General features: G+C 71.5%; 22 protein-coding genes and 5 tRNA genes. 20 read left to right on the top strand and 7 right to left on the bottom strand.

Annotation, left to right across the window (positions count from 1 at the left end; all coding sequences use genetic code 11):
• Positions 1 to 8 precede the first annotated feature (8 nt).
• A complete protein-coding gene (locus tag ACFC0Z_RS13355) occupies positions 9 to 4,001 on the bottom strand; it encodes a nitrate- and nitrite sensing domain-containing protein (protein WP_376436276.1) in 3,993 nt (1,330 codons plus the stop codon).
• A gap of 568 nt (positions 4,002 to 4,569) precedes the next feature.
• Between ACFC0Z_RS13355 and ACFC0Z_RS13360 the strand changes: the two genes are divergently transcribed.
• The 9 genes from ACFC0Z_RS13360 (at position 4,570) to ACFC0Z_RS13400 (ending at position 8,491) form a co-directional block, all read left to right on the top strand.
• On the top strand, positions 4,570 to 4,782 hold the full coding sequence (locus ACFC0Z_RS13360) for a hypothetical protein (protein ID WP_376436279.1): 213 nt from the start codon (positions 4,570 to 4,572) through the stop codon (positions 4,780 to 4,782).
• 95 nt (positions 4,783 to 4,877) lie between these two features.
• Positions 4,878 to 5,663, top strand: coding sequence for a fumarylacetoacetate hydrolase family protein (locus ACFC0Z_RS13365; protein ID WP_360808050.1), 786 nt, complete (start codon positions 4,878 to 4,880; stop codon positions 5,661 to 5,663).
• Positions 5,656 to 7,131 (top strand): glutamate--tRNA ligase, encoded by a 1,476-nt coding sequence (gene gltX / locus ACFC0Z_RS13370; protein WP_376436282.1) that lies wholly within the window; start codon positions 5,656 to 5,658, stop codon positions 7,129 to 7,131. The genes ACFC0Z_RS13365 and gltX overlap by 8 nt, the downstream gene beginning before the upstream one ends.
• Before the next feature lie 26 nt (positions 7,132 to 7,157).
• Entirely contained in the window at positions 7,158 to 7,880 is a 723-nt protein-coding gene (locus ACFC0Z_RS13375; protein ID WP_376436285.1) for an HAD family hydrolase, read from the top strand.
• 93 nt (positions 7,881 to 7,973) lie between these two features.
• Positions 7,974 to 8,045 (top strand) — tRNA-Gln (locus ACFC0Z_RS13380).
• Positions 8,046 to 8,088: 43 nt separating this feature from the next.
• Positions 8,089 to 8,161, top strand: a tRNA-Glu gene (locus ACFC0Z_RS13385).
• A gap of 61 nt (positions 8,162 to 8,222) precedes the next feature.
• Positions 8,223 to 8,295, top strand: a tRNA-Glu gene (locus ACFC0Z_RS13390).
• A gap of 22 nt (positions 8,296 to 8,317) precedes the next feature.
• A tRNA-Gln gene (locus ACFC0Z_RS13395) sits at positions 8,318 to 8,389 on the top strand.
• Between the two features lie 29 nt (positions 8,390 to 8,418).
• Positions 8,419 to 8,491, top strand: a tRNA-Glu gene (locus ACFC0Z_RS13400).
• A gap of 145 nt (positions 8,492 to 8,636) precedes the next feature.
• On the opposite strand, the gene ndgR is transcribed toward ACFC0Z_RS13400, so the two are convergent.
• The gene (ndgR, locus tag ACFC0Z_RS13405; RefSeq protein ID WP_017235973.1) at positions 8,637 to 9,353 is read right to left on the bottom strand and encodes an IclR family transcriptional regulator NdgR; all 717 of its coding nucleotides are present in this window, start codon (positions 9,351 to 9,353) and stop codon (positions 8,637 to 8,639) included.
• A gap of 140 nt (positions 9,354 to 9,493) precedes the next feature.
• On the opposite strand from ndgR, the gene leuC reads away from it, so the two are divergent.
• From leuC to ACFC0Z_RS13425, 4 genes are all read left to right on the top strand, one after another.
• Positions 9,494 to 10,918, top strand: a complete 1,425-nt coding sequence (gene leuC, locus ACFC0Z_RS13410; protein ID WP_376436289.1) for a 3-isopropylmalate dehydratase large subunit — start codon at positions 9,494 to 9,496, stop codon at positions 10,916 to 10,918.
• A 6-nt stretch (positions 10,919 to 10,924) separates the two neighbouring features.
• Positions 10,925 to 11,518 carry a 3-isopropylmalate dehydratase small subunit gene (gene leuD / locus ACFC0Z_RS13415; protein ID WP_376436292.1) on the top strand — a complete coding sequence of 198 codons (594 nt, stop codon included), beginning with the start codon at positions 10,925 to 10,927 and terminating at the stop codon, positions 11,516 to 11,518.
• 104 nt (positions 11,519 to 11,622) lie between these two features.
• Entirely contained in the window at positions 11,623 to 11,850 is a 228-nt protein-coding gene (locus tag ACFC0Z_RS13420) for a hypothetical protein (RefSeq protein ID WP_376436295.1), read from the top strand.
• 143 nt (positions 11,851 to 11,993) lie between these two features.
• Positions 11,994 to 12,704 carry an HU family DNA-binding protein gene (locus tag ACFC0Z_RS13425; protein ID WP_376436298.1) on the top strand — a complete coding sequence of 237 codons (711 nt, stop codon included), beginning with the start codon at positions 11,994 to 11,996 and terminating at the stop codon, positions 12,702 to 12,704.
• 130 nt (positions 12,705 to 12,834) lie between these two features.
• On the opposite strand, the gene ACFC0Z_RS13430 is transcribed toward ACFC0Z_RS13425, so the two are convergent.
• Positions 12,835 to 13,044, bottom strand: coding sequence for a hypothetical protein (locus ACFC0Z_RS13430; protein ID WP_360808038.1), 210 nt, complete (start codon positions 13,042 to 13,044; stop codon positions 12,835 to 12,837).
• 10 nt (positions 13,045 to 13,054) lie between these two features.
• Positions 13,055 to 13,702, bottom strand: a complete 648-nt coding sequence (cofC, locus tag ACFC0Z_RS13435; protein ID WP_376436301.1) for a 2-phospho-L-lactate guanylyltransferase — start codon at positions 13,700 to 13,702, stop codon at positions 13,055 to 13,057.
• Positions 13,703 to 13,828: 126 nt separating this feature from the next.
• Here cofC and ACFC0Z_RS13440 point away from each other — a divergent pair, with 126 nt between their 5' ends.
• From ACFC0Z_RS13440 to ACFC0Z_RS13450, 3 genes are all read left to right on the top strand, one after another.
• A complete protein-coding gene (locus ACFC0Z_RS13440) occupies positions 13,829 to 14,581 on the top strand; it encodes a lysophospholipid acyltransferase family protein (protein WP_376436304.1) in 753 nt (250 codons plus the stop codon).
• A complete protein-coding gene (locus ACFC0Z_RS13445) occupies positions 14,578 to 15,579 on the top strand; it encodes an NAD(P)H-dependent glycerol-3-phosphate dehydrogenase (protein WP_376436307.1) in 1,002 nt (333 codons plus the stop codon). The genes ACFC0Z_RS13440 and ACFC0Z_RS13445 overlap by 4 nt, the downstream gene beginning before the upstream one ends.
• Positions 15,580 to 15,657: 78 nt before the next feature.
• Entirely contained in the window at positions 15,658 to 16,797 is a 1,140-nt protein-coding gene (locus tag ACFC0Z_RS13450; RefSeq protein WP_376436310.1) for a D-alanine--D-alanine ligase family protein, read from the top strand.
• A 35-nt stretch (positions 16,798 to 16,832) separates the two neighbouring features.
• On the opposite strand, the gene ACFC0Z_RS13455 is transcribed toward ACFC0Z_RS13450, so the two are convergent.
• Together ACFC0Z_RS13455 and ACFC0Z_RS13460 are read right to left on the bottom strand one after the other, a co-directional pair.
• Positions 16,833 to 17,309, bottom strand: coding sequence for a DUF3515 domain-containing protein (locus ACFC0Z_RS13455; protein WP_376436692.1), 477 nt, complete (start codon positions 17,307 to 17,309; stop codon positions 16,833 to 16,835).
• 23 nt (positions 17,310 to 17,332) lie between these two features.
• Positions 17,333 to 17,566 carry an Lrp/AsnC family transcriptional regulator gene (locus ACFC0Z_RS13460; protein WP_073819077.1) on the bottom strand — a complete coding sequence of 78 codons (234 nt, stop codon included), beginning with the start codon at positions 17,564 to 17,566 and terminating at the stop codon, positions 17,333 to 17,335.
• A gap of 233 nt (positions 17,567 to 17,799) precedes the next feature.
• On the opposite strand from ACFC0Z_RS13460, the gene ACFC0Z_RS13465 reads away from it, so the two are divergent.
• Both ACFC0Z_RS13465 and thiD read left to right on the top strand, forming a co-directional pair.
• A complete protein-coding gene (locus ACFC0Z_RS13465; RefSeq protein ID WP_376436313.1) occupies positions 17,800 to 18,762 on the top strand; it encodes a thiamine-phosphate kinase in 963 nt (320 codons plus the stop codon).
• Positions 18,759 to 19,556 carry a bifunctional hydroxymethylpyrimidine kinase/phosphomethylpyrimidine kinase gene (gene thiD, locus ACFC0Z_RS13470; RefSeq protein ID WP_376436316.1) on the top strand — a complete coding sequence of 266 codons (798 nt, stop codon included), beginning with the start codon at positions 18,759 to 18,761 and terminating at the stop codon, positions 19,554 to 19,556. Before ACFC0Z_RS13465 ends, thiD begins: the two co-directional genes overlap by 4 nt.
• 158 nt (positions 19,557 to 19,714) lie before the next feature.
• Here thiD and rpmB read toward each other — a convergent pair whose 3' ends face one another.
• Positions 19,715 to 19,900, bottom strand: coding sequence for a 50S ribosomal protein L28 (gene rpmB, locus ACFC0Z_RS13475; protein ID WP_003957616.1), 186 nt, complete (start codon positions 19,898 to 19,900; stop codon positions 19,715 to 19,717).
• 236 nt (positions 19,901 to 20,136) lie between these two features.
• Between rpmB and ACFC0Z_RS13480 the strand changes: the two genes are divergently transcribed.
• Together ACFC0Z_RS13480 and recG are read left to right on the top strand one after the other, a co-directional pair.
• Complete coding sequence (locus ACFC0Z_RS13480) at positions 20,137 to 21,786, top strand: DAK2 domain-containing protein (RefSeq protein ID WP_376436319.1); 1,650 nt, start codon at positions 20,137 to 20,139, stop codon at positions 21,784 to 21,786.
• A 28-nt stretch (positions 21,787 to 21,814) separates the two neighbouring features.
• Positions 21,815 to 24,016, top strand: coding sequence for an ATP-dependent DNA helicase RecG (gene recG, locus ACFC0Z_RS13485; RefSeq protein ID WP_376436322.1), 2,202 nt, complete (start codon positions 21,815 to 21,817; stop codon positions 24,014 to 24,016).
• Positions 24,017 to 24,072: the final 56 nt, after the last annotated feature.

Genomic DNA, 24,072 nt, shown 5'->3' on the forward strand with positions numbered 1-24,072 from the left:
GCGTTCAACTAGCGCTCCTGCTGGTGGTTCGGACCGAGGTGGTGGTTACCCGTGGTCGAGTTACCGGCCTGTCGGCCCTGCTGGATGCCGCGGCGCAGGTTGGTGAGCCGGCCGCGTACGTCGTCGGGTGCACGCGAGACCTGGGGGCCGGCGCTGTGCGCCTGCTCCGTGGCGGTCCCGGGTACGAGGTTGGCCTTCGGCACGCGCCGGGGGAGGCCGGAGGTGGTGACGCCGCCGGCCGCGGGCTTGCGCACCCGCTCGGCCTGGCGCACCAGCTCGTCGTTGGGCGAGGTCCGCCAGGTGGCCGCGCCGCCCTGGGGCGCCTGGGCCTGGGGAGCCTGCTGCGCCTGCGGGGCCTGCGGGGCCTGCGGAGCCATGGGGGCCTGGTGCTGCGCCTGCGGCGCCTGCGGCGCCTGCGGACGGCCCTGCTCCTGGCCCTGCGGGAACCAGTTGGTCTCCAGGGTGTCGTACAGCGGCGTACGGCCGTCACCCGGACCACCGGCCGGCGGCAGCGCCTCCGGACGGCGGGACTGCTGGAGCTGCGGCTGACGCGGCTGCTGGGCCTGGCCCGCCTGCTCGTTCGCCGGACGCGGGGCGCCGAAGTCCTCGCCGCCGGTCCGCTGACGCGGGGGCTGCGGGGCCTGCTGCTGCGCCTGCTGGGCCTGCGGCACGTACGGCTGACGGCCGAACTGCTGCTGCTGACCACCCTGGTAGCCCTGCGGCTGCTGGGCCTGCTGCGGCTGCGGGGCCTGCTGCTGCGCACCGAAGTCGGGACGCGGGAACTGACCCGTGGAGCCGGGACCCTGCGGGGCGCCGAAGTCCGGGCGCGGGAACTGGCCCGTGGAGCCGGGACCCTGCGGGGCACCGAAGTCCGGGCGGGGGAACTGACCGGTGGAGCCGGGACCCTGCGGGGCGCCGAAGTCGGGACGCGGGAACTGCGACGTCGCCGCCGGATCCTGCGCACCGCCCCCGTACGCCTGCGGCTGCGGGGCCGGGGCGGCCTGCGGAGCCGCCTGCGGGGCACCGAAGTCCGGGCGCGGGAACTGGCCCGTGGAACCGGGGCCCTGAGGGGCTGCCGGAGCCGCGTGCCGGCCCGCCGTCTCCGGGTCCTCGTGGCCGCGCGGGGCGTCCAGCGGGGACATCTCCTGCTGCGGGCGGCGCACCGGCTGCTGCGCCGGCTCGCTGCCCCAGCTCACGGGCTGCGGGCGCTGCGGCTGCGGGGTACCGCCCGGCAGCTCGGCGCGCGGGAACTCCGCACCGGGCTGCTGGCCTGCCTGCGCCGCCGGGGCGGGCTGACGCGCGCCGGGCACGGCCGGACGGCCGCCCTGCCCGTTCGGCTGGCCCTGGTTGCCCCACACGTCCGTACGGGACGGGATGGCGCTCGCCGCGCCGCCGATGAGACCACCGGCACCGGGGCCCGGACGCAGCGGGTCCTGCTGCGGAGCCGGGGCGGCGGGGGCCTGCGGGATCTGCGGCAGCTGACCGGTCTGGTCGTGCTGCGCGTGCTGCGGCTGGGGCTGCTGCGGACGGTTCGGCTGCGGGCCGCCGGCGAGCGGGGCGCCGTCGCGGGCGGGCAGCGCGGCACGCGGGCCGCCCGTACCGACCTGGCCACGCGCCGCACCGGCACCGGCGCCGAGGCGGCCGGCCGCCGAGGACGGGGCACCGCCCGGACGCTGACCGCCCGGACCGCCGGGGCCACCGGCGCCCGGACCGGCCGGAAGCCGGCCACCGGAGGCGGAGGCACCCGGGGGCATCGCGCCCTGGCCGCCCGCGCCCGGCTTGGGCATGGGCTTCTTGTTCCCCTGGGCCACGTCGACCGGGAGCATGACGAGCGCGGTGGTGCCGCCCGAGTCCGAGGGGCGCAGCTGGATGCGGATGCCGTGTCGCAGGGACAGGCGGCCGACCACGAACAGACCCATGCGGCGCGAGACCGAGACGTCCACGGTGGGCGGCGAGGCGAGCCGCTCGTTGATCGCGGCGAGGTCCTCGGGGGAGAGGCCGATGCCGGTGTCGTGGATCTCGACGAGCACGCGGCCGTCGGGCAGCGCGTGACCGGTGACCCGGACCTTCGTCTGCGGGGAGGAGAACGAGGTGGCGTTCTCCAGCAGCTCGGCGAGGAGGTGCACGAGGTCGTTGACGACCCGGCCGGCGACCTCGGTCGCCGGGACCGCGGCCAGCTCGATGCGCTCGTACTGCTCCACCTCGGAGGCGGCGGCGCGGAGGACGTCGACCAGCGGGACCGGGCGGGTCCAGCGACGGCCCGGCTCCTCGCCGGCGAGGACGAGGAGGTTTTCGCCGTTCCGGCGCATACGGGTCGCGAGGTGGTCGAGCTTGAACAGCGAGGAGAGCTGGTCGGGGTCGGCCTCGCGGGACTCCAGCTCGGAGATGAGCGAGAGCTGACGCTGGATGAGGCCCTGGGAACGGCGCGAGAGGTTGGTGAACATCGCGTTGACGTTGCCCCGGAGGAGGGCCTGTTCGGCGGCGAGACGCACGGCCTCGCGGTGCACGTCGTCGAAGGCCGCGGCCACCTGGCCGATCTCGTCGCGGGAGTGCACGCCGACGGACTCGACGGTGGTGTCGACGTCCTGCGGGTCCGACTCGGAGAGCTGCTTGACGAGCTCGGGCAGCCGGTCCTGGGCGACCTTGGTCGCGGTGTCCTGGAGGCGGCGCAGCGACCGGATCATGGACCGGGCCACGACGAAGGCGCCGATGAGCGAGACGCCGAGGACGAGGAGGATCAGCGCACCGTTGATGATGGCGTCGCGCTGCGCCTCCTGGCGCAGCTCACGGGCCATGCCCTCCATGTCGCCGAGCAGGTCGCGCTCGATGGCGTTCATGGCGTTGATCTTGACGCCGTACTCGTCGGTGAAGTTGAGGTGACCGCGCTCGGCGCCGTCCTGCTTGATGCCCCCCTCCGAACTCAGCACGCGCTCGGCGTACTTGTCGGCGGCGGCGATCGACGGGTTGGCGCCCGCGTTCAGCGACTCGGTGCGGTTGGCGGCGTCCTCACCGGTCGACTCGTAGGTCGTCCGGAAGGCCTTGAGCTCGACGTTCTCACTGGTGAGGGCGGCCTCACCGTAGAGGCGGTCACCGAGGTCGAGGCGGCCCTTGGTCTTGTCGTTCGGGGGGAGCGCCGAGGCGATGATCGCCTGCTGGATGGAGGCGTACTCCTTGGCGGACGAGAAGGCGGCGAGCGCCCGGGTCCGCTTGATCATCTCGGGGTTGCTGGTCGCCTGCGCCATGTCCTGGGAGAGGCTGAGCAGCGACCGGATGAGACGGCTGTAGGCCTCGACCGTCACCGAGTGGGCGACGCCGTCCTCGTAGGCGGTACGGCGGATCACGCTCAGGTTGGTGACCTGGGAGGCGATCTGGTTGACGTTGTTGCGCAGGTTGCGCAGCGCCTCGTTGCCGTCGGCCGCCGGGATGGCGTTGGTGGCGTCGAGGAAGGCCTTGTACTCGCGGTCCGTGCGCTTGCGCGGGTTGGCCACCTGGTAGTCGCTGACCGGCCGGTCGTTGGCCAGGGGACCCGCGGAGAGGTCGCGCTCGGCCTGGAGGGCCTGGGCGAGGTCGGTCGCCTCACGGGTCAGCTTGGTCAGCAGCTGCATGTGGTCGAGCTGCTCGATGTCCTGCAGCGAGTCGTTGATGCGGATGCCGCCGAGGGCGGTGGCCGCGACCACGGGGAGGGTCAGCAGCGCGACGAGGCGCGTGGAGATGCGCCAGTTGCGCAGGGCTATTCGCGGTCCGACCGCGTCCTCGGGCTTCGGCGTGACCGTCACGGCCTCGACGGGTTCGGCGGACTCGGCCTTCCTGGCGCCTCCGCGCCGGCCGTCACCCGCCTCCGCGGACGGTGCCTGACGGGGGCCCTGGCCCTGGCGGGGGGCGTGCGAGGCCGAGGGACCGCGGTCGGTCCCGGCACGCGGTTCCTGCTCCGCCGGAGCATCGGCTCGGCCCTGACGGGCCTGGGGAGACCCCGAGCCATCCCTCTTGAAACGTCCCTGCACTAGCGTCGCAACCTCTGGACCAGGCGTCCTTCCGGGTGAACGGAGAGGACGGATTCGGCGTCATGGGGTCGCGTGATGCGCCCCAGGGCGGTCGTCGGTGACCGGCGCAGCTCCCCCTTCCCCGCCACTCGGCCGGCGCTGCGTTGCGCCCCCTGCGCGCCGGCTTGAAACCCGCGGCGGTGCGTGGAATTCCAGCACAGTGGGGGATCTCCAACAAGGGCCCCGCGCGCCGCCGGAAAGGGAATGACAACCCGTGCCCGGCGCGTCACCCGACGTAGAAGATGATCACGGATCATTCGGACTTTTCCTTCCCAATGGCTGCCCGTACCCGTGTGTCCCAGTCGCCATGATCAGGAGCGGAATAGATCGTTCAGTGGGGTATTGTCCGTTTCCGTGTCGGGTGACGGCGGTCCGTAATGTCCGAAAAATTGGGCACTTGGTGAGCAAACTCACACGCTGATCGATGCCTGAGCCATGCATTCGAAGGGAATTGCATGTTTAGCCTGACGCTTTACACAGATGCTCGCGCCCGTACGGGCGCCCCTCCCGGGACAGGTCCGAAGAAGCCATGAACGCCACGAAGACCGCGCAGCTCCTCAAGACGGCCAACCCGCGCCGCTCCACCCTCGTGCACCTCGCGGACGCGGCCGACCTCGGCCGCGGTGCCCAGCCCGAGTACGCGGTCGAGCTCCCCGGCAACACGGCCAACCCGCGCCGCACCATCCTCATGACGGCCCCGGCCCCGTACGAGCCGCAGCCGTACGCCTCCGCGACCCGCTAGGTCCCCCGGGCGACACCGCCCGCAGCCCGCCCCCGCGCCGCGTTAGCCTGGAGCGTCAGACTCCAGCCAGTACCAAGTGAGGGGCGACAGCACTCGTGCGCATCGCCAGATTCTCCATCGACGGCAATGTGGCCTTCGGCGCGGTCGAGGGCGAGGGATCCGTCGAGTCCGGCGGCCTCGTCCTCGACATCATCAAGGGCATCCCGTACACCGACTTCGAGCTCAGCGGCACCAAGGTCCCGCTGAGCAAGGTACGGCTCCTGCCGCCCGTGCTCCCCAACAAGGTCGTGGCCATCGGCCGCAACTACGCCGAGCACGCCGCCGAACTCGGCAACGAGGTCCCCGACGTCCCCGTCGCCTTCTTCAAGCCCACCACCTCGGTGATCGGCTCCGGCGACGCCATCGAGTACCCCTCCTTCTCCAACGAGTTGCACCACGAGGCCGAACTGGCCGTGGTCATCGGCCGTATGTGCCGCGAGGTGCCCCGCGAGCGCGTGAAGGACGTCATCTTCGGCTACACCTGCGCCAACGACGTCACCGCCCGCGACGCCCAGCAGCGCGAGAAGCAGTGGGCCCGTGCCAAGGGCTTCGACACCTCGTGCCCCCTCGGCCCCTGGGTGGAGACCGACCTCGACCCGAGCGACCTGGCCATCCAGGCGACGGTCAACGGCGAACAACGCCAGCTGGGTCGTACGAGCGACATGATCCGCTCCATCGAGGACCTGGTCGTCCACATCACCGAGGCCATGACGCTGCTCCCGGGCGACGTCATCCTCACCGGCACCCCCGCCGGGGTCGGCCCCCTCACCGTCGGCGACGAGGTCGCCGTCACCATCGAAGGCATCGGCACTCTCACCAATAAGGTGATCAAGCGTGGCTAACGCGAACATCCGCGTCCGTTTCTGTCCCTCGCCGACCGGCAACCCCCACGTGGGCCTGGTCCGCACCGCTCTCTTCAACTGGGCCTTCGCCCGGCACAACGAGGGCACGTTCGTCTTCCGCATCGAGGACACCGACGCCGCGCGCGACTCGGAGGAGTCGTACCAGCTGCTGCTCGACTCGATGCGCTGGCTCGGCTTCACCTGGGACGAGGGCCCCGAGGTCGGCGGCCCGCACGCGCCGTACCGCCAGTCGGAGCGGATGGACATCTACAAGGACGTCGCCGACAAGCTGCTCGCCGGCGGCTACGCGTACCCCTGCTACTGCACCGCCGAGGAGCTCGACGAGCGCCGTGAGGCGGCCCGCGCCGCCGGCCGCGCCTCCGGCTACGACGGCCACTGCCGCGACCTCACCGACGAGCAGAAGCAGGCGTACGAGGCCGAGGGCCGCAGCCACATCGTCCGCTTCCGGATGCCGGACGAGGCGACCACCTTCACCGACCTGGTCCGCGGCGAGATCACCGTCCAGCCGGAGAACGTCACCGACTACGGCATCGTGCGCGCCAACGGCGCCCCGCTGTACACCCTGGTGAACCCGGTCGACGACGCCCTGATGGAGATCACCCACGTCCTGCGCGGCGAGGACCTGCTCTCCTCCACCCCGCGCCAGATCGCGCTGTACAAGGCGCTGATCGAGCTGGGCGTCGCCAAGGAGATCCCGCAGTTCGGCCACCTGCCGTACGTCATGGGCGAGGGCAACAAGAAGCTCTCCAAGCGCGACCCGCAGGCCTCCCTCAACCTCTACCGGGAGCGCGGCTTCCTCCCCGAGGGCCTCCTGAACTACCTGTCGCTCCTCGGCTGGTCGTTCTCCGCCGACCAGGACGTCTTCTCGATCGAGGACATGGTCGCGAAGTTCGACATCGCCGACGTGAACGCCAACCCGGCGCGCTTCGACCTCAAGAAGGCCGAGTCGATCAACGCCGACCACATCCGGATGCTCGACGTGAAGGCCTTCGCCGAGGCCTGCGAGCCCTGGCTGAAGGCCCCGCACGCCAACTGGGCGCCCGAGGACTTCGACCGCGCCGCCTGGGAGGCCATCGCGCCGCACGCCCAGACCCGCCTGACCGTCCTCTCGGACATCACGGCCAACGTCGACTTCCTCTTCCTCTCCGAGCCGGTCTTCGACCAGGCCTCGTGGGACAAGGGCATGAAGGGCGAGCCCGCCGCGCTCCTCGCCACGGCCCGCGAGAAGCTCGTGGACGCCGACTGGAACGACCCCGAGTCGCTCAAGAACGCGGTCCTGGTCGCCGGCGAGGCCCACGGCCTCAAGCTCGGCAAGGCCCAGGCCCCGGTCCGTGTCGCCGTCACCGGCCGCACGGTCGGTCTGCCGCTCTTCGAGTCGCTGGAGATCCTGGGCAAGGAGAAGACCCTCGCCCGCATCGACGCGGCCCTCGAAAAGCTCGCCGCCTGACACCCCTCGCGCGGTACGGTCGATCCATGGCCATCCGCGCGGTGCTCTGGGACGTCGACGACACGATCTTCGACTACGCCCGCGCCGACCGCGTCGGCATGAGCGCACACCTCACGGCCGAGGGCCTGGTGGACGGATTCGCCTCCGTCGACCAGGCCCTCCGTCGTTGGCGGGAGCTCACCGACCTCCACTGGCGCCGTTTCGAGCGCGAGGGCGGGGACTTCCAGGACCAGCGCCGGGAGCGGGTCAGGGACTTCCTCGGCAGGCCGGAGCTGACCGCCGCCGAGGCCGACGACTGGTTCGACCGGTACGTCGTCCACTACCGGGCCGCCTGGGAGCTCTTCCCCGACGCGCTGCCCGTCCTCGACCTGCTGGCCCGTGACTACCGTCACGCCGTCCTGTCGAACTCCAGCATCCACGCCCAGGAACCCAAGCTCCGCGCCCTCGGCGTGCGCGACCGTTTCGAGGCCGTCGTCTGCGCCGCCGAGCTGGGCGTCGCCAAACCCGCCCCCGAGGCCTTCCAGGCCGCCTGTACGGCCCTGGGGCTGCCGCCCGAGCAGGTGGCGTACGTCGGTGACCAGCCCGACATCGACGCGCGGGGCGCGACGGAGGCCGGGCTCCTGGGCGTCTGGCTGGACCGCGCCGGCACCGGCGGACGGCCCGAGCTGCGCCGCATCACGGACCTCCACCAGCTCCCCGGAGTGCTGCGGGGGGATACCCGTTTTGGAGCACCGTCCACCTTCGGGTAATGTTCTTTCTGCGCCGAGGGGAACAAGCCGAAAGGCAAGAACCCGGAAAGCGCAAACCGAGCAAGATCCCCCCTCGTGGGGATGGCGCCCCGGTGGCCTATGGTGTAATTGGCAGCACGACTGATTCTGGTTCAGTTAGTCTTGGTTCGAGTCCAGGTAGGCCAGCTCGCAGAGCTCATCTGCAAACCTAGTGGATGGCATCCACGAAGCCCCCGTTGTGTAGCGGCCTAGCACGCCGCCCTCTCAAGGCGGTAGCGCCGGTTCGAATCCGGTCGGGGGTACAGATCCTTCCCGCGGGATCACCTGGGTCGCACCCGGTGAACTCGATGCAGGATCGCTAGGGCCCCCGTTGTGTAGCGGCCTAGCACGCCGCCCTCTCAAGGCGGTAGCGCCGGTTCGAATCCGGTCGGGGGTACGACGCTGGTCTAACCACGTATTGGTCTATGGTGTAATTGGCAGCACGACTGATTCTGGTTCAGTTAGTCTTGGTTCGAGTCCAGGTAGACCAGCTCGGATCCACGGCAACGTGAGATCCAAAGCCCCCGTTGTGTAGCGGCCTAGCACGCCGCCCTCTCAAGGCGGTAGCGCCGGTTCGAATCCGGTCGGGGGTACTCGATGAAGAAGCCCTTCCCTTCGGGGGAGGGCTTCTTCGCTGTTCGGTGCGGGTCGGCGGGACGTGGTGGACGCGGACACAACTCCGGCCCACCGCTGCGGCGTTGAAGCGGTGGGCCGGGACGAACAGGTGGGCGGGAGGGATCAGCCGTTGCGGCGGAGCGCCTCGGAGAGACGGGCGGCGGCGTCGATGACCGCCTGGGCGTGCATACGGCCCGGGTGGCGCGTCAGACGCTCGATCGGACCCGAGACCGACACGGCCGCCACGACGCGGTTCGAGGGGCCTCGTACGGGCGCGGAGACGGACGCGACGCCGGGCTCGCGCTCGCCGATCGACTGGGCCCAGCCACGGCGTCGTACGCCCGAGAGGGCCGTCGCGGTGAAGCGGGCGCCCTGGAGGCCGCGGTGCAGCCGCTCGGGCTCCTCCCAGGCCATCAGGATCTGTGCCGAGGAGCCGGCCTTCATGGTCAGCGTCGAGCCGACCGGCACCGTGTCGCGCAGACCCGAGAGCCGCTCGGCCGCCGCCACGCAGATGCGCATGTCGCCCTGCCGGCGGTAGAGCTGGGCGCTCTCGCCGGTGACGTCGCGCAGATGCGTCAGAACCGGGCCCGCGGTCGCGAGCAGGCGGTCCTCGCCGGCCGCGGCGGCGAGCTCCGAGAGGCGCGGTCCGAGGATGAACCGGCCCTGCATGTCACGCGCCACCATCCGGTGGTGTTCCAGTGCCACGGCGAGACGATGTGCCGTGGGTCGTGCGAGTCCCGTCGCCGCGACCAGTCCTGCGAGGGTGGCCGGACCGGACTCCAGGGCGCTCAGGACAAGGGCTGCCTTGTCGAGAACGCCTACGCCGCTAGAGTTGTCCATGCAACGATATTCGCGTCTCACTCTGTGAAACGCAAGTTCAATTTTCCGAGGAACCCGTCACTCTGGTGAGGCGGCCGCACAACGGCCCGCGAAACGGGTCTCTAGTTGCGCCGACGCAGACGTCGGCCGGAGGGAAAGCGATGGGTAGGACACTCGCGGAGAAGGTCTGGGACGACCATGTCGTCCGGCGCGCCGAGGGCGAGCCCGACCTCCTCTTCATCGATCTGCACCTGCTGCACGAGGTCACCAGCCCGCAGGCCTTCGACGGCCTCCGGCAGAACGGCCGGCAGGTACGGCGGCTCGATCTCACCATCGCGACCGAGGACCACAACACCCCCACCCTCGACATCGACAAGCCCATCGCGGACCCGGTCTCCCGCGCACAGCTGGAGACCCTGCGGAAGAACTGCGCCGAGTTCGGCGTCCGTCTCCACCCGCTGGGCGACGTCGAGCAGGGTGTCGTCCACGTCGTGGGACCGCAGCTGGGCCTGACCCAGCCGGGCACCACGGTCGTGTGCGGCGACTCGCACACCTCGACGCACGGCGCCTTCGGCGCGCTGGCGTTCGGCATCGGCACCAGCCAGGTCGAGCACGTGCTGGCCACCCAGACGCTGCCGCTGGCCCGCCCGAAGACCATGGCCATCACGGTCGACGGCGAACTGCCCGAGGACGTCACCGCCAAGGACCTGATCCTGGCGATCATCGCCAAGATCGGCACCGGCGGCGGCCAGGGCTACATCCTGGAGTACCGGGGCTCCGCCATCGAGAAACTCTCGATGGAGGCCCGGATGACCATCTGCAACATGTCGATCGAGGCCGGCGCCCGCGCGGGCATGATCGCCCCCGACGAGACCACCTTCGCCTACCTGAAGGGCCGCGCCCACGCGCCCGAGGGCGAGGACTGGGACGCCGCCGTCGCGTACTGGAAGACCCTGAAGTCCGACGAGGACGCCGTCTTCGACGCCGAGGTCGTCATCGACGGTCCCTCGCTGGCCCCGTTCGTCACCTGGGGCACCAACCCCGGCCAGGGCGCGCCGCTTTCGGCGAACGTCCCCGACCCGGCTTCGTACGAAGACGCTTCGGAGCGCCTCGCCGCCGAAAAGGCCCTGGAGTACATGGGGTTGACCGCCGGCCAGCCGCTGCGCGACATCAAGGTCGACACCGTCTTCGTAGGCTCCTGCACCAACGGCCGCATCGAGGACCTGCGCAACGCCGCGGACCTCCTCAAGGGCCGCCAGGTCGCCGACGGCGTCCGCATGCTGGTCGTGCCCGGCTCGGTCCGCGTCGCCCTGCAGGCCGTCGAAGAGGGTCTGGACAAGGTCTTCAAGGAGGCCGGCGCCGAATGGCGGCACGCGGGCTGCTCGATGTGCCTCGGCATGAACCCCGACCAACTGGCCCCCGGCGAGCGCTCCGCGTCCACCTCGAACCGTAACTTCGAGGGCCGGCAGGGCAAGGGCGGCCGCACCCATCTGGTCTCTCCCCAGGTCGCCGCCGCCACCGCCGTCCTGGGCCACCTGGCCTCCCCGGCCGATCTGTCCGACGTCGCCACCACCGCGGGGGTCTGAGGAACCATGGAAGCTTTCACCACGCACACCGGCCGGGCCGTCCCGCTGCGCCGCAGCAACGTCGACACCGACCAGATCATCCCGGCGCACTGGCTGAAGAAGGTCACCCGCGACGGCTTCGAGGACGGGCTCTTCGAGGCCTGGCGCAAGGACTCCGAGTTCGTCCTCAACCGCCCCGAGCGGCAGGGCGCCTCGGTCCTGGTCGCCGGCCCCGACTTCGGCACGGGCTCCTCCCGTGAGCACGCCGTCTGGGCGCTCCAGAACTACGGCTTCCAGGCCGTCATCTCCGCGCGCTTCGCCGACATCTTCCGCGGCAACTCGCTGAAGAACGGCCTCCTGACGGTCGTCCTGCCGCAGGAGACGGTGGACGCCCTCTGGGAGCTGACCGAGGCCGACCCGACCGCCGAGATCACCGTCGACCTGGAGGCCCGCAAGGTCCTCGCGGCCGGGATCGACGCGGACTTCGAGCTCGACGAGAACGCCCGTTGGCGTCTCCTGAACGGTCTCGACGACATCAGCCTCACCCTTCAGAACGAAGCGGACATCGCGGCTTACGAGGCGGCGAGGCCGTCCTTCAAGCCCCGTACAATTACGGTCTGAGCAGCGCTTTTCCAAGACTGCGCCCCCCACCTCCCGGTGGGGGGCGCAGTCGCTTGTTGGGACCCTGTCGGGCGACAACTCGCCCTAGATGGCACAATCGGTGCATGGAACGCGACAACCAACTCGAGATCTACGAGTCAGTCGCCGCCCGATTGAAAGAAGCGCACACAAGAGTGCGCTCACTGCAAGTCCCGGAGGGCGTAAGGATGGCGCTGTCCCGGAAGCTGCTGGTCGTGACGGCCGCGGCGAAGCACGATCCGAAGGGCGCGGCAACGCGTCTGGACCGGTTGATGAAGGACCTCGACGAGGGCCGATTCCCAGAGGACGACTGACACCAGGAACTCCGCAGCGGCTCTTCCGCGTTGCGGCACTAGGGTGATTAGACCGTTTCGTGTTTGATTTGCGGTATATACATGCCTAACGTGCGAAAAAGCTTGAACACTTTCGTTCTGGCAATGTCTCCGAAGGGGAAGACGTGAACAAGGCGCAGCTCGTAGAAGCGATTGCCGACAAGATGGGCGGTCGTCAGCAGGCCGCCGAAGCCGTCGACCACGTACTGGACGCCATCGTGCGTGCCGTGGTCGCGGGCGACCGGGTCTCCGTGACGGGCTTCGGCTCGTTCGAGAAGGTCGACCGCCCGGCGCGTTACGCGCGTAACCCGCAGACGGGTGAGCGCGTCCGGGTCAAGAAGACCTCGGTCCCGCGTTTCCGTGCGGGTCAGGGCTTCAAGGACCTGGTCAGCGGCTCGAAGAAGCTCCCCAAGGGTGGCGAGGTCTCCGTCAAGAAGGCCCCCAAGGGCAGCCTGACCGGTGGCGCCTCCGCGACCGTCAAGAAGGCCGCGGCCAAGAAGGCCACCACCGCCAAGAAGGCCGCCGCGAAGAAGGCGACCCCGGCGAAGAAGGTCACGGCCGCCGCCGCCAAGAAGGCGACCCCGGCCAAGAAGACCACCACCACGGCCGCGGCGAAGAAGACCACCGCCGCCGCGAAGAAGGCCACGACGGCGGCCAAGAAGACCACGACCGCCGCCGCGAAGAAGACCACGACGGCCGCGACCAAGAAGGCCGCCGTCAAGGCCACGGCCAAGAAGACCGCGCCGGCCGCGAAGAAGGCCACGGCGACCAAGGCGCCCGCCAAGAAGACGACGGCGCGCAAGACGACCGCCAAGAAGACCGCCGCGAAGAAGTAGTCGTCGCGAGCGGTACTGCCAGCCCCCGCCGGGCCGGGCTCCTCCCCGAGGAGCCCGGCCCGCGGCCGTTGTACGGGTCCGGGGGGCTCCTCGGAAGGCCAGCAGGTCAGGAGGCCCGGAGGCCGGAAGGTCAGAAGGTCTGGAGCGTCACCAGGGTGATCCGCAGGCCGGCGCCCGACGTGCCCGGCTCCGCCTCGATCCGTACCCGCTGGCCCGGGCGCAGCAGCCGGAGGCCGCCCGCGTCGAAGGCATCCGCCCCGAACTCCACCGGGGTGCCGTCGTCGAGCAGCACACTTCCGCTGCGGGTCTCGGAGTCGTACGTGAACGCGGTCGCCTGCATGGACCGCAGCCTATCCGGCCGCCGGAGGCCACCGGGCGGCCGTCCGCGGACCGAGCCCGAGCGCCCGCGCCGCCGCCAGGTCGTCCCCGGTGTCCACGTCCCTGCGTACGGAATCCACCCCGGTCAGCCGTATTTCCACCGCCCCCGACGACAAATGCCGAAGCCTCGACGGGCCCCCGAATGCCGGTTCCAATTCCACCCCCGGTCCGGCCGAGAGGAATGTCGTACCTATTTCGGCGGCATCCGTGAGAAATGCTCGCGGAAATCCCGAGGCCCGGTCCAGGACCCGGGCGAGCTCGGCCGCCCGCAGCGCCGGAAGGTCCGCGTTGAGCGCCGCCACCCGCGCCCGCGGCCGTACCCCCCGCACGGCGCCGACCCCGTGCGCGAGCGCCGCGTTGAGCCCCGCCGCCGGGGTGTCCGGCACGATCCGCGCCCCCAGGGACGCCAGCGCCCGGCCCGCCACCGGATCGTCCGTGACGACCACCACATCCCGTACGCGCGCGCAGTTCAGGACGGCCGCCACCGTGTCCTCGGCGAACGCCAGGGCGAGCCGGGGCCGCAGCCCGTCTCCCGCCGCCGCGGCCAGTCTGCTCTTCGCCAGGGCAAGGGGCTTCAGGGGCACGACCAGGGACCAGCCGTCGTCCGCATCGCTCTTCATCGCGGACCATTCTGTCCCGCCCACGCGGTCCTCCGGAGGCCCCGGGGCGTACCGTGTCCTCGACAGCCCAGGAGCATGGGGCGAGACTTGACCCCCTGCCAGCCAGTCCCGGAGAAAGGTGTCCGAGTGCCCCGCCGCAGAATCGGCTTCTGGTACCGCCTCGCGGCGGTCATCGCCAAACCCCCCCTGGTGGTTCTGTTCAAGCGGGACTGGCGCGGTATGGAGCACATTCCGGCCGACGGCGGATTCATCACCGCGGTCAACCACAACTCCTACCTGGACCCGCTGTCCTACGCGCACTACCAGTACAACACCGGCCGCGTCCCGCGCCTGCTCGCCAAGGCGGGCCTCTTCAAGAGCCCCTTCGTCGGCATGATGCTGCGCAACACCGGCCAGATCCCCGTCTATCGCGAGACCACCAACGCGCTGGACGCCTTCCGGGCCGCCGTCCAGGCCATCGAGGACGGCGAGTGCGTCGCCTTCTACCCCGAGGGCACCCTGACCCGGGACCCCGACATGTGGCCCATGGCCGGCAAGACCGGCGCCGCCCGCGTCGCGCTCCTCACCAGGGCCCCGGTCATCCCGGTGGCCCAGTGGGGCGCCAACCTCGCGATGCCGCCGTACGCCAAGGAGAAGAAGCTCAGCCTCTTCCCCCGCAAGACGCTGACCGTGCAGGCCGGCCCGCCCGTCGACCTCTCCCGCTTCGAGGGCCTCGAACCGACCCCCGAGGTGCTCCGCGAGGTCACCGAGACCATCATGGCCGCCATCACCGCGCTCCTGGAGGAGATCCGCGGCGAGAAGGCGCCCGACGAGCCGTACGACCACCGCAAGGCCCGCCTCGAACAGCGGCGCAAGGCCGTCGAGGGAGGCACCGAATGACCAAGGCAGCCGTCTTCGGCAGCGGATCCTGGGGCACCGCCTTCGCCATGGTGCTCGCCGACGCGGGCTGCGAGGTGAGCCTCTGGGGCCGCCGCGCGGAGGTCGCGAAGGAGATCAACGCGACCCGCGTCAACGCCGACTACCTCCCGGGCATCGAGCTCCCGGCGGCGATCACGGCCACCTCGGACGCGGCGGAGGCCGCCGACGGCGCCGACTTCACCGTCCTCGTCGTCCCCTCCCAGACCCTGCGCGGCAACCTCGCCGCCTGGACGCCGCTGCTCGCCCCCGACACCGTCCTCGTCTCCCTCATGAAGGGCGTCGAACTCGGCACCGCGGAGCGGATGAGCGAGGTCGTCATGGAGGTCGCGGACGTGCCCGCCGAGCGCGTGGCCGTCCTCACCGGGCCCAACCTGGCCCTGGAGATCGCCGCCCGGCAGCCCGCAGCCGCGGTCGTCGCCTGCGTCGACGAGGCGGTCGCCCAGCGGGTCCAGGCCGCCTGCATGACCCCGTACTTCCGCCCGTACACGAACACCGACGTCGTCGGCTGCGAGCTCGGCGGCGCGGTCAAGAACGTCATCGGCCTCGCCGTCGGCATCGCCAACGGCATGGGCCTCGGCGACAACTCCAAGGCCACGCTCATCACCCGCGGCCTCGCCGAGACCACCCGCCTCGGCCTCGCCATGGGCGCCGACCCGCTCACCTTCTCGGGCCTCGCCGGCCTCGGCGACCTCGTCGCCACCTGCTCCTCGCCGCTCTCCCGGAACAACACCTTCGGCACCAACCTGGGCCGCGGGATGACCCTGGAGGAGACCATCGCGGCGACGAAGCAGACCGCCGAGGGCGTCAAGTCCTGCCAGTCCGTGCTCGATCTGGCCCGCCGCCACGGCGTCGACATGCCGATCACCGAGACGGTCGTCTCCATCGTCCACGAGGGCAAGCCGCCGGCCGTCGCGCTCAGGGAACTGATGTCCCGCAGCGCCAAGTCCGAGCGCCGCTGAGCCGTACGCGCGGGGCGACAGCGCGGCGACAGCGGGGCGCTCAGGAGTTCGGGAGCCGCAAGGTACGCTCAACGCGATATGAGCGAGAACACCCAGAGCCCCCGCAAGCCGCGCGTGGCCGTCGTCTTCGGCGGTCGCAGCTCCGAGCACGCCATCTCCGTCGTCACGGCCGGCGCCGTCCTGAGCGCCATCGACCGGGACAAGTACGACGTGCTGCCCATCGGCATCACGACGGACGGGCGCTGGGCGCTCACCGCCGACGCCCCCGAGCGCATGGCCATCGCCGACCGCGCCCTGCCGAACGTCGCCGACCTGGCCGAGTCCGAGGACGGCGGCGTCGTCCTCTCCGTCGACCCCGCCAACCGCGAGGTCGTCCTCAGCGAGCCCGGCTCCGTGCCGAAGGCCCTCGGCGAGGTCGACGTGGTCTTCCCGATGCTCCACGGCCCGTACGGCGAGGACGGCACCCTCCAGGGTCTCCTGGAGCTCTCCGGCGTCCCCTACGTCGGCGCGGGCGTCCTCGCCTCCGCCGTCGGCCAGGACAAGGAGTACATGAAGCGGGTCTTCATCTCCTTCGGCCTGCCCGTCGGCCCGTACGAGGTCATCCGGCCGCGCGAGTGGGAGCAGAACCCCGCCGCCGCCCGCAAGAAGATCGTCGAGTTCGCCGCCGACCACGGCTGGCCGCTCTTCGTGAAGCCGGCCCGCGGCGGCTCCTCCATGGGCATCACCAAGGTCGACGACCTCGGCGGCCTCGACGAGGCCATCGAGGAGGCCCGTCGCCACGACCCGAAGATCCTCGTCGAGTCGCTGCTGCGCGGCCGCGAGATCGAGGTCGGCGTCCTGGAGTTCGAGGACGGCCCGCGCGCCAGCCTCCCGGCCGAGATCCCGCCGGTCACGAACCACGACTTCTACGACTTCGAGGCCAAGTACATCGACTCGGCCTCCGGCATCGTGCCCGCGCCGATCGGCGACGAGGCCACCGCCGAGGTCCAGCGTCTCGCCGTCGAGGCCTTCGAGGCCGTCTCCTGCGAGGGCCTCGTCCGCGCCGACTTCTTCCTCACGGAGGACGGCGAGTTCGTCATCAACGAGATCAACACGATGCCGGGCTTCACGCCCATCTCGATGTACCCGCGGATGTGGGAGGCGAGCGGCGTCGGCTACTCCGAGCTCGTCGACCGGCTCATCCAGGCCGCGCTGAACCGCTCCACCGGCCTGCGCTAGAAGCCTCCGGCCCCGGCGAGCCGCCCCCGCGCCTCTCAGAGGCTCGGGGGCACCGCCTTCTTCACCGGCGCGGCCAGATCCGCGAGGGGCGTGGCGTCGTGCGCGTACCGCTCGTCGAGCGTCACCTCGACGTACGTCTTCCGGTACGTCGAGGTGAAACGCGGTCCGCCGTCCGCCGTGCGCTCCAGCATCCAGTTGACGCCGTCGGCCTCCACGGCCTGCGCCTTCGGATCGCTCATCTTTTCGGGCCGGGGGACGCCGCAGCGCAGTACGATCGCACCGTCACCCCACCCGGCGGTCAGCTCGGAGCCGGGCTCCGGATCGCCGCGTTCGAGACCCGCCACGGTGTCGGGCAGCTCCTCGTCCAGTGCCTGGCAGAGGGCGGCCTCCGCCGCCGGAGGACGGGGAACCGCGACGGTCGCCCCGGCGTCCGACGAGGAGCAGCCGGTGACGGTCAGCAGCAGCACGGCCGCGGCGGCGGCGGGCAGGCCGAAGGGCCGGTGGGAAGACATCACCGGCCAAGGGTAGACGGGGGCTACAGATGAACGACCGGGCAGGTGAGGGTGCGCGTGATGCCGTCCACTTGCTGGACCTTGGCGACCACCATGCGGCCCAGCTCGTCGACGGTGTCCGCCTGAGCGCGCACGATCACGTCGTACGGTCCGGTCACGTCCTCGGCCTGGAGCACCCCCGGGATCTTGGAGATGGTGTCGGCGACGATCGACGCCTTGCCCACCTCGGTCTGGATGAGGATGTACGCCTGTACCACGGAACCTCCAGGGCGACCACGAGGATCTTGTGGGAGAAAGAGACGCCACGGTACCGCGTCGCCGCGGGCCGCGGGGAGACCTGCGTGTCCCGGGGCACTCGCGTGGTGGCGTACGCACGACAGAAGTTGACGGTCTACTTGACGGTACCCAGCACGGTGACGGCCCGCGACTCGCGGCGCGCGCAGACGCGCCCCCGCACGCCGGCCGGCACGAAGACACGAGGTGAGACGCGGTGAAGGGCACAGTCGGAGAGCTCGGCGAGTTCGGGCTCATCAGGGAGCTCACGTCCCGGCTCACCTCCACCCCGGCGGTACGGATCGGGCCCGGCGACGACGCCGCGGTCGTCTCCGCACCCGACCGGCGCGTGGTGGCCAGTACGGACGTCCTCCTCGAAGGACGTCACTTCCGCCGCGACTGGTCGACGGCGTACGACGTCGGCCGCAAGGCCGCCGCGCAGAACCTCGCCGACATCGCCGCGATGGGCGCGGTCCCCACCGCGCTCCTCCTCGGCCTCGTCGTCCCCGCCGAGCTCCCCGTCACCTGGCCCACCGAGCTCATGGACGGCCTGCGCGACGAATGCCAGGTCGCGGGCGCGGCGGTGGTCGGCGGCGACGTGGTCCGCGGCGACACCATCACCATCGCCATCACCGCCCTCGGCGACCTCCGCAACCACGACCCGGTCACCCGGGGCGGTGCCCAGCCCGGCGACGTCGTCGCCTACACCGGCTGGCTCGGCTGGTCCGCCGCCGGATACGCGGTCCTCTCCCGGGGCTTCCGCTCGCCGCGCGCCTTCGTCGAGGCCCACCGCAGGCCCGAGCCGCCGTACCACGCGGGCCCCGCGGCCGCCGGACTCGGCGCGACCGCCATGTGCGACGTCAGCGACGGCCTCATCGCCGACCTCGGCCACATCGCCGAGGCCAGCAAGGTCCGCATCGACCTGCGCTCCGGCCTCATCGACATCCCCACGCAGATGAACGACATCGGCCAGGCCGTCGGCGTCGACCCCATGCAGTGGGTGCTCACCGGGGGAGAGGACCACGCCATCGTGGCCACCTTCCCGCCGGACGTGAAGCTCCCCGCCCGCTGGAAGGTCATCGGCGAGGTCCTCAACCCCTCGGCGTTGCCGCAGGTCACCGTCGACGGGGCGCCCTGGCACAGCGCCGGCGGCTGGGACCACTTCGGGGAGACCGAGTGAGGCCTCCTCTCGTGCTGACCGTCGCCGGATCCGACTCCGGCGGCGGCGCGGGCATCCAGGCCGACCTGAAGACGATGCTCGCCCTCGGCGTCCACGGCATGAGCGTGGTCACCGCCGTCACCGCGCAGAACTCCCGGGGCGTCCAGGGCGCCTGGGAGCTGCCCGAGGAGGCCGTACGGGCCCAGTACCGGGCGGTCGTCGACGACATCGGCGTCCAGGCCGTGAAGACCGGCATGCTCTCCTCGGCGACGCTCGTCGAGACCGTCGCCGAGCTCCTCGCCGGCACGGACGCGCCGGTCGTCGTCGATCCCGTCGGCGTCTCCAAGCACGGCGACCCGCTGCTCGCGGAATCCGCGCTCGACTCCGTCCGCACGAAGCTGCTGCCGACCGCCACCGTCGCCACGCCCAACCTCGACGAGGTGGCGCAGCTCACGCAGGTCCACGTCGTGTACGAGTCCGACATGCGGGTCGCGGCCGAGGCGATCCTGTCGTACGGACCGGAATGGGCCCTCATCAAGGGCGGGCACCTGCCCACGGGGCCGGACGAGGCCGTCGACCTGCTCACCGACGGCACCGAGGAGCACTGGCTCCGCGCCCCCCGGCACGACAACCGTCACACCCACGGCACCGGCTGCACGCTCGCCTCGGCGATCGCGTCCGGGCTCGCCCGGGGGCTGGCCGTGCCGGAGGCCGTACGGCAGGCGAAGGCGTACGTGACCGGGGCCATCGCCGCGGGCTTCTCGCTCGGCACGGGCATCGGCCCCGTGGACCACGGCTGGCGCTTCAGAGCCTGAACGCGCGAGTGCCCGTACGCGTCATCGCGTACGGGCACCGAGTGACCGCTTCCCCCGGAAGTGACCGCCCCGGGAAAGGCAAAAGGTCGGTTCACCTAGGTGAACCGACCTTTCAAGGCAACCGCAGGGGCTGCGCTACGACAGAACTCGCGCCGCAATTAGCGCGAGACCTTGCCGGCCTTGATGCACGAGGTGCAGACGTTGAGCCGCTTCGGCGTCCGACCGACCACGGCACGCACGCGCTGGATGTTCGGGTTCCAGCGACGGGACGTACGGCGGTGCGAGTGCGAAATGTTGTTGCCGAAGCCCGGCCCCTTGCCGCAGACGTCGCAGTTGGCAGCCACGGGTCACTCCAAAGACTTCAGAATTACAGTGAAATCCGGCGCACCGGAATCAGGAGTCTGAAGTGGCTTGCCGGGGGATGGCCCGGTGGGAACCGGGCAACCGAAGCAGCATACAACGCCTGCTTCGGTGGAACGAAACTACCACGGTCTCCGACAAGATCGCCCCGGACCCAGGTCACGAGCGGGACACTCCCGGTCTACTCTGCGAGGAGCTCACCGCCGAAGGAGGCCCCCTGTTGTCGCGAGCCCTTCAGCCTGACGAGGAGCTCGTCGAGCTCGACGCGGAGGCGCTGCGGACCTGGTCCGCGCGGGCGGTCGACGCCCTCGGCCGGGAGCGCGAGGAGATCGACGCGATCAACGTCTACCCGGTCGCGGACGGGGACACCGGCACCAACCTGTACCTGACGGCGGAGGCCGCGAAGCAGGCCGTCGACGCCGTCTTCGCCGCCTCCGACCCCGACGCCGCCGAGACCGTACGGGCCATGGCGCACGGCGCCCTGCTCGGCGCCCGGGGCAACTCCGGGACGATCCTCGCCCAGCTGCTGCGGGGCATGGCCGCCGTCCTCGCCGAAGGACGTGACGGCTCTCACCTCGCCCGCGCCCTCGCCGAGGCCGCCGAATCCGCGCACCGGGCCGTCGCCCACCCCGTCGAGGGCACCATCCTCACCGTCGCGGCCGCCGCCGCCCGGGCCTGCGCCGGGGGAGGGCGGCTCGTGGAGGTGGCGAGAAACGCCTACGAGGGGGCCGGGAACGCCCTGGCGACCACCCGCGACCAACTGGACGTCCTCGCCCGCGCCGGGGTCGTGGACGCCGGCGGACGGGGTCTGGTGGCCGTCCTCGGCGCGCTCCTGGAGACCGTGACCGGCGAGGCGCCCGCCCGGCCGGAGCCCGCCCCGCGCGGCACGGTCGTCACCCCGGCGGTCCCCGAGGAGTGCGCGGGCGAGGACGGACCCGCGTACGAGGTGATCTACCTCCTGGAGGCCGAGGACGCCGCCGTCGAACTGCTGCGGGCCCGGCTCGACGCGCTGGGGGAGTCCCTCGTCGTCGTCGGCGGCGACGGGCTGTGGAACGTCCACGTCCACACCGACGACGCGGGCGGCGCCGTCGAGGCCGGGGTCGAGGCCGGACGCCCGCACCGGATCCGCATCACCCACTTCGCGAGCACCACCCCCGCCCCGGCCGCCGCCACGCCTGACGAGCACGCCGACGAGCGCGGGGAGCGGGCTCAGCGCGCCGTCGTCGCCGTCGTCCCCGGTGAGGGCCTCGCCGGACTCTGCGCCGAGGCCGGCGCCACCACCGTCCAGAACCGCCCCGGCGAACCGCCCGCCGGGGACGAGCTCCTCGACGCGATCCGCCGGGCGTACGCGCACGAGGTCGTCCTCCTGCCCAACGACACCGACCTGCGCCAGACCGCCGCCGCCGCGGCCGAACAGGCCAGGGCGGAGGGCATCCGCGTCGCCCTCATCCCCACCCGCGCCGCCGTCCAGGGCATCGCCGCCCTCGCCGTCCACGAACCCGACCGCCGCTTCGACGAGGACGTCGTCGCCATGACGGCCGCCGCCGGAGCCACCCGCTACGCCGAACTCGCCGTCGCCGAACGGCAGTCCTTCACCTCCGCAGGCGTCTGCCAGGCCGGCGACGTCCTCGGCCTCATCGAGGGCGACGTCGCCGTCATCGGCCAGGACCTCACCGACACCGCCCGTACCGTCCTCGACCGGATGCTCTCGGCCGGCGGCGAACTCGTCACGCTCATCGTGGCCGACGACACCCCGCCCGGCCTCGCCACCGCCCTCGAAAGCCACGTCCGGCGCGGCTATCTGGCCGTCGACACCACCACGTACCACGCCGGAGAAGGGGCGCCACCGCTGCTCATCGGTGTGGAGTGAGGCGCGACTGTCAGTCGCGTGGTGTGCAATGGAACGCGTGCCCGCGCTCGACGAACCACTCAAGAAGTCCCTCGGCCCAGCCACCGCCAAGGTCATGGCCGAGGCGCTCGACCTGCACACGGTCGGCGACCTGCTCCACCACTACCCCCGCCGGTACGCCGAGCGCGGGGAACTGACCACGCTCGTCGACCTGCCGCTCGACGAGCACGTCACCGTGGTCGCCCAGGTCGCCGACGCCCGCGTGCTCACCTTCAACGGCTCCAAGGGGCGCGGCCAGCGCCTCGAGGTGACCATCACGGACGGCAGCGGCAGAGTCCAACTGGTCTTCTTCGGCAAGGGCGTGCACAAACCCCACAAGGACCTGCTGCCGGGCACCCGCGCGATGTTCGCCGGCAAGGTCTCGCTCTTCAACCGCCGCCTCCAGCTCGCCCACCCCTCGTACGAACTCCTCCGCGGCGACGGCGAGGAGTCGGCCGACAGCGTGGCCGGCTGGGCCGGCGCCCTCCTCCCGATCTACCCGGCCACCACCAAGCTGGAGTCCTGGAAGATCGCCAAGGCCGTCGACGCCGTCCTGCCGAGCGCCGGCGACGCCGTCGACCCGCTCCCGCCCGCCCTCCGCGAGGGCCGCGGCCTCGCCGAGCTTCCCGACGCCCTGCGGATGATCCACCGCCCCCGCACCAAGGCCGACATCGCCGCCGCCCGCGACCGCCTCAAGTGGGACGAGGCCTTCGTCCTCCAGGTCGCCCTCGCCCGCCGCCGCCACGCCGACACCCAACTCCCCGCCGTGGCCCGCCGCCCCGCCCCCGGCGGCATCCTCGACGCCTTCGACGCCAAGCTCCCGTTCACCCTCACCGAGGGCCAGACCAAGGTCTCCCGCGAGATCTTCGACGACCTCGCCACCGAACACCCCATGCACCGCCTCCTCCAGGGAGAGGTGGGTTCGGGAAAGACGATGGTGGCGCTGCGGGCCATGCTCGCCGTCGTCGACTCCGGCGGACAGGCCGCGATGCTCGCGCCCACCGAGGTCCTCGCCCAGCAGCACCACCGGTCGATCACCGAGATGATGGGCGAGCTCGCCGAGGGAGGGATGCTCGGCGGCGCCGAGCGGGCCACCAAGGTCGTCCTCCTCACCGGCTCCATGGGCACCGCCGGGCGCCGTCAGGCGCTCCTCGACCTGGTCACCGGCGAGGCCGGGCTCGTCATCGGCACGCACGCGCTGATCGAGGACAAGGTCCAGTTCCACGACCTCGGACTCGTCGTCGTCGACGAACAGCACCGCTTCGGCGTCGAGCAGCGCGACGCGTTGCGCGGCAAGGGCAAGCAGCCCCCGCACCTCCTCGTGATGACCGCCACCCCGATCCCGCGCACGGTCGCCATGACCGTCTTCGGCGACCTGGAGACCTCCGTCCTCGACCAGCTGCCCGCCGGGCGCTCGCCGATCGCCACCCACGTCGTCCCCGCCGCCGACAAGCCGCACTTCCTCGCGCGGGCCTGGGAGCGGGTCCGCGAGGAGGTGGAGAACGGGCACCAGGCGTACGTGGTCTGCCCGCGCATCGGCGACGAGGAGGACCAGAAGAAGAAGGCGAAGGCCTCCGCCGAGGACGAGGCCGAGAAGCGGCCGCCGCTCGCCGTCCTGGAGACCGCCGACAAGCTCCGCACGGGCCCGCTCGCCGGGCTGCGGATCGCCGTCCTGCACGGCCGCATGCACCCCGACGACAAGGACGACGTCATGCGCCGCTTCGCCGCCGGCGACCTCGACGTCCTCGTCGCCACCACCGTCATCGAGGTCGGCGTCAACGTTCCCAACGCCACCGCGATGGTCATCATGGACGCCGACCGCTTCGGCGTCTCCCAGCTCCACCAGCTGCGCGGACGCGTGGGCCGAGGCTCCGCCGCCGGCCTCTGCCTCCTCGTCTCCGAGATGCCCGAGGCCAGCCCGGCCCGCCAGCGGCTGAACGCCGTCGCGTCCACCCTCGACGGCTTCGAGCTCTCCCGCATCGACCTCGAACAGCGCCGCGAGGGCGACGTCCTCGGCCAGGCCCAGTCCGGCGTCCGCTCCTCCCTGCGGGTCCTCACCGTCATCGACGACGAGGAGGTCATCGCCGCCGCCCGCGAGGAGGCCACCGCCCTCGTCCTCGACGACCCCGACCTCACCGCCCACCCGGGACTGCGCACCGCGCTGGACGCCCTGCTCAGCGAGGAGCGGGAGGAGTACCTGGAGAAGGGCTGAGACGGGCTGACCGGTACGGCGGCCCCATATCCTGGGACGTACGCATTGGACGACGG

It is taken from the genome of Streptomyces sp. NPDC056144, from assembly GCF_042264145.1.
Classification (GTDB): domain Bacteria; phylum Actinomycetota; class Actinomycetes; order Streptomycetales; family Streptomycetaceae; genus Streptomyces.

Excerpts from the sequence above, each read along its gene's own strand:
- ACFC0Z_RS13360 (WP_376436279.1), top strand. The coding sequence starts at position 4,570 with ATGAACGCCACGAAGACCGCGCAGCTCCTCAAGACGGCCAACCCGCGC.
- ACFC0Z_RS13375 (WP_376436285.1), top strand. The coding sequence starts at position 7,158 with ATGGCCATCCGCGCGGTGCTCTGGGACGTCGACGACACGATCTTCGAC.
- ndgR (WP_017235973.1), bottom strand. The coding sequence starts at position 9,353 with ATGGACAACTCTAGCGGCGTAGGCGTTCTCGACAAGGCAGCCCTTGTC.
- leuC (WP_376436289.1), top strand. The coding sequence starts at position 9,494 with ATGGGTAGGACACTCGCGGAGAAGGTCTGGGACGACCATGTCGTCCGG.
- leuD (WP_376436292.1), top strand. The coding sequence starts at position 10,925 with ATGGAAGCTTTCACCACGCACACCGGCCGGGCCGTCCCGCTGCGCCGC.
- ACFC0Z_RS13420 (WP_376436295.1), top strand. The coding sequence starts at position 11,623 with ATGGAACGCGACAACCAACTCGAGATCTACGAGTCAGTCGCCGCCCGA.
- ACFC0Z_RS13430 (WP_360808038.1), bottom strand. The coding sequence starts at position 13,044 with ATGCAGGCGACCGCGTTCACGTACGACTCCGAGACCCGCAGCGGAAGT.
- cofC (WP_376436301.1), bottom strand. The coding sequence starts at position 13,702 with ATGAAGAGCGATGCGGACGACGGCTGGTCCCTGGTCGTGCCCCTGAAG.
- ACFC0Z_RS13445 (WP_376436307.1), top strand. The coding sequence starts at position 14,578 with ATGACCAAGGCAGCCGTCTTCGGCAGCGGATCCTGGGGCACCGCCTTC.
- ACFC0Z_RS13450 (WP_376436310.1), top strand. The coding sequence starts at position 15,658 with ATGAGCGAGAACACCCAGAGCCCCCGCAAGCCGCGCGTGGCCGTCGTC.
- ACFC0Z_RS13455 (WP_376436692.1), bottom strand. The coding sequence starts at position 17,309 with ATGTCTTCCCACCGGCCCTTCGGCCTGCCCGCCGCCGCCGCGGCCGTG.
- recG (WP_376436322.1), top strand. The coding sequence starts at position 21,815 with ATGGAACGCGTGCCCGCGCTCGACGAACCACTCAAGAAGTCCCTCGGC.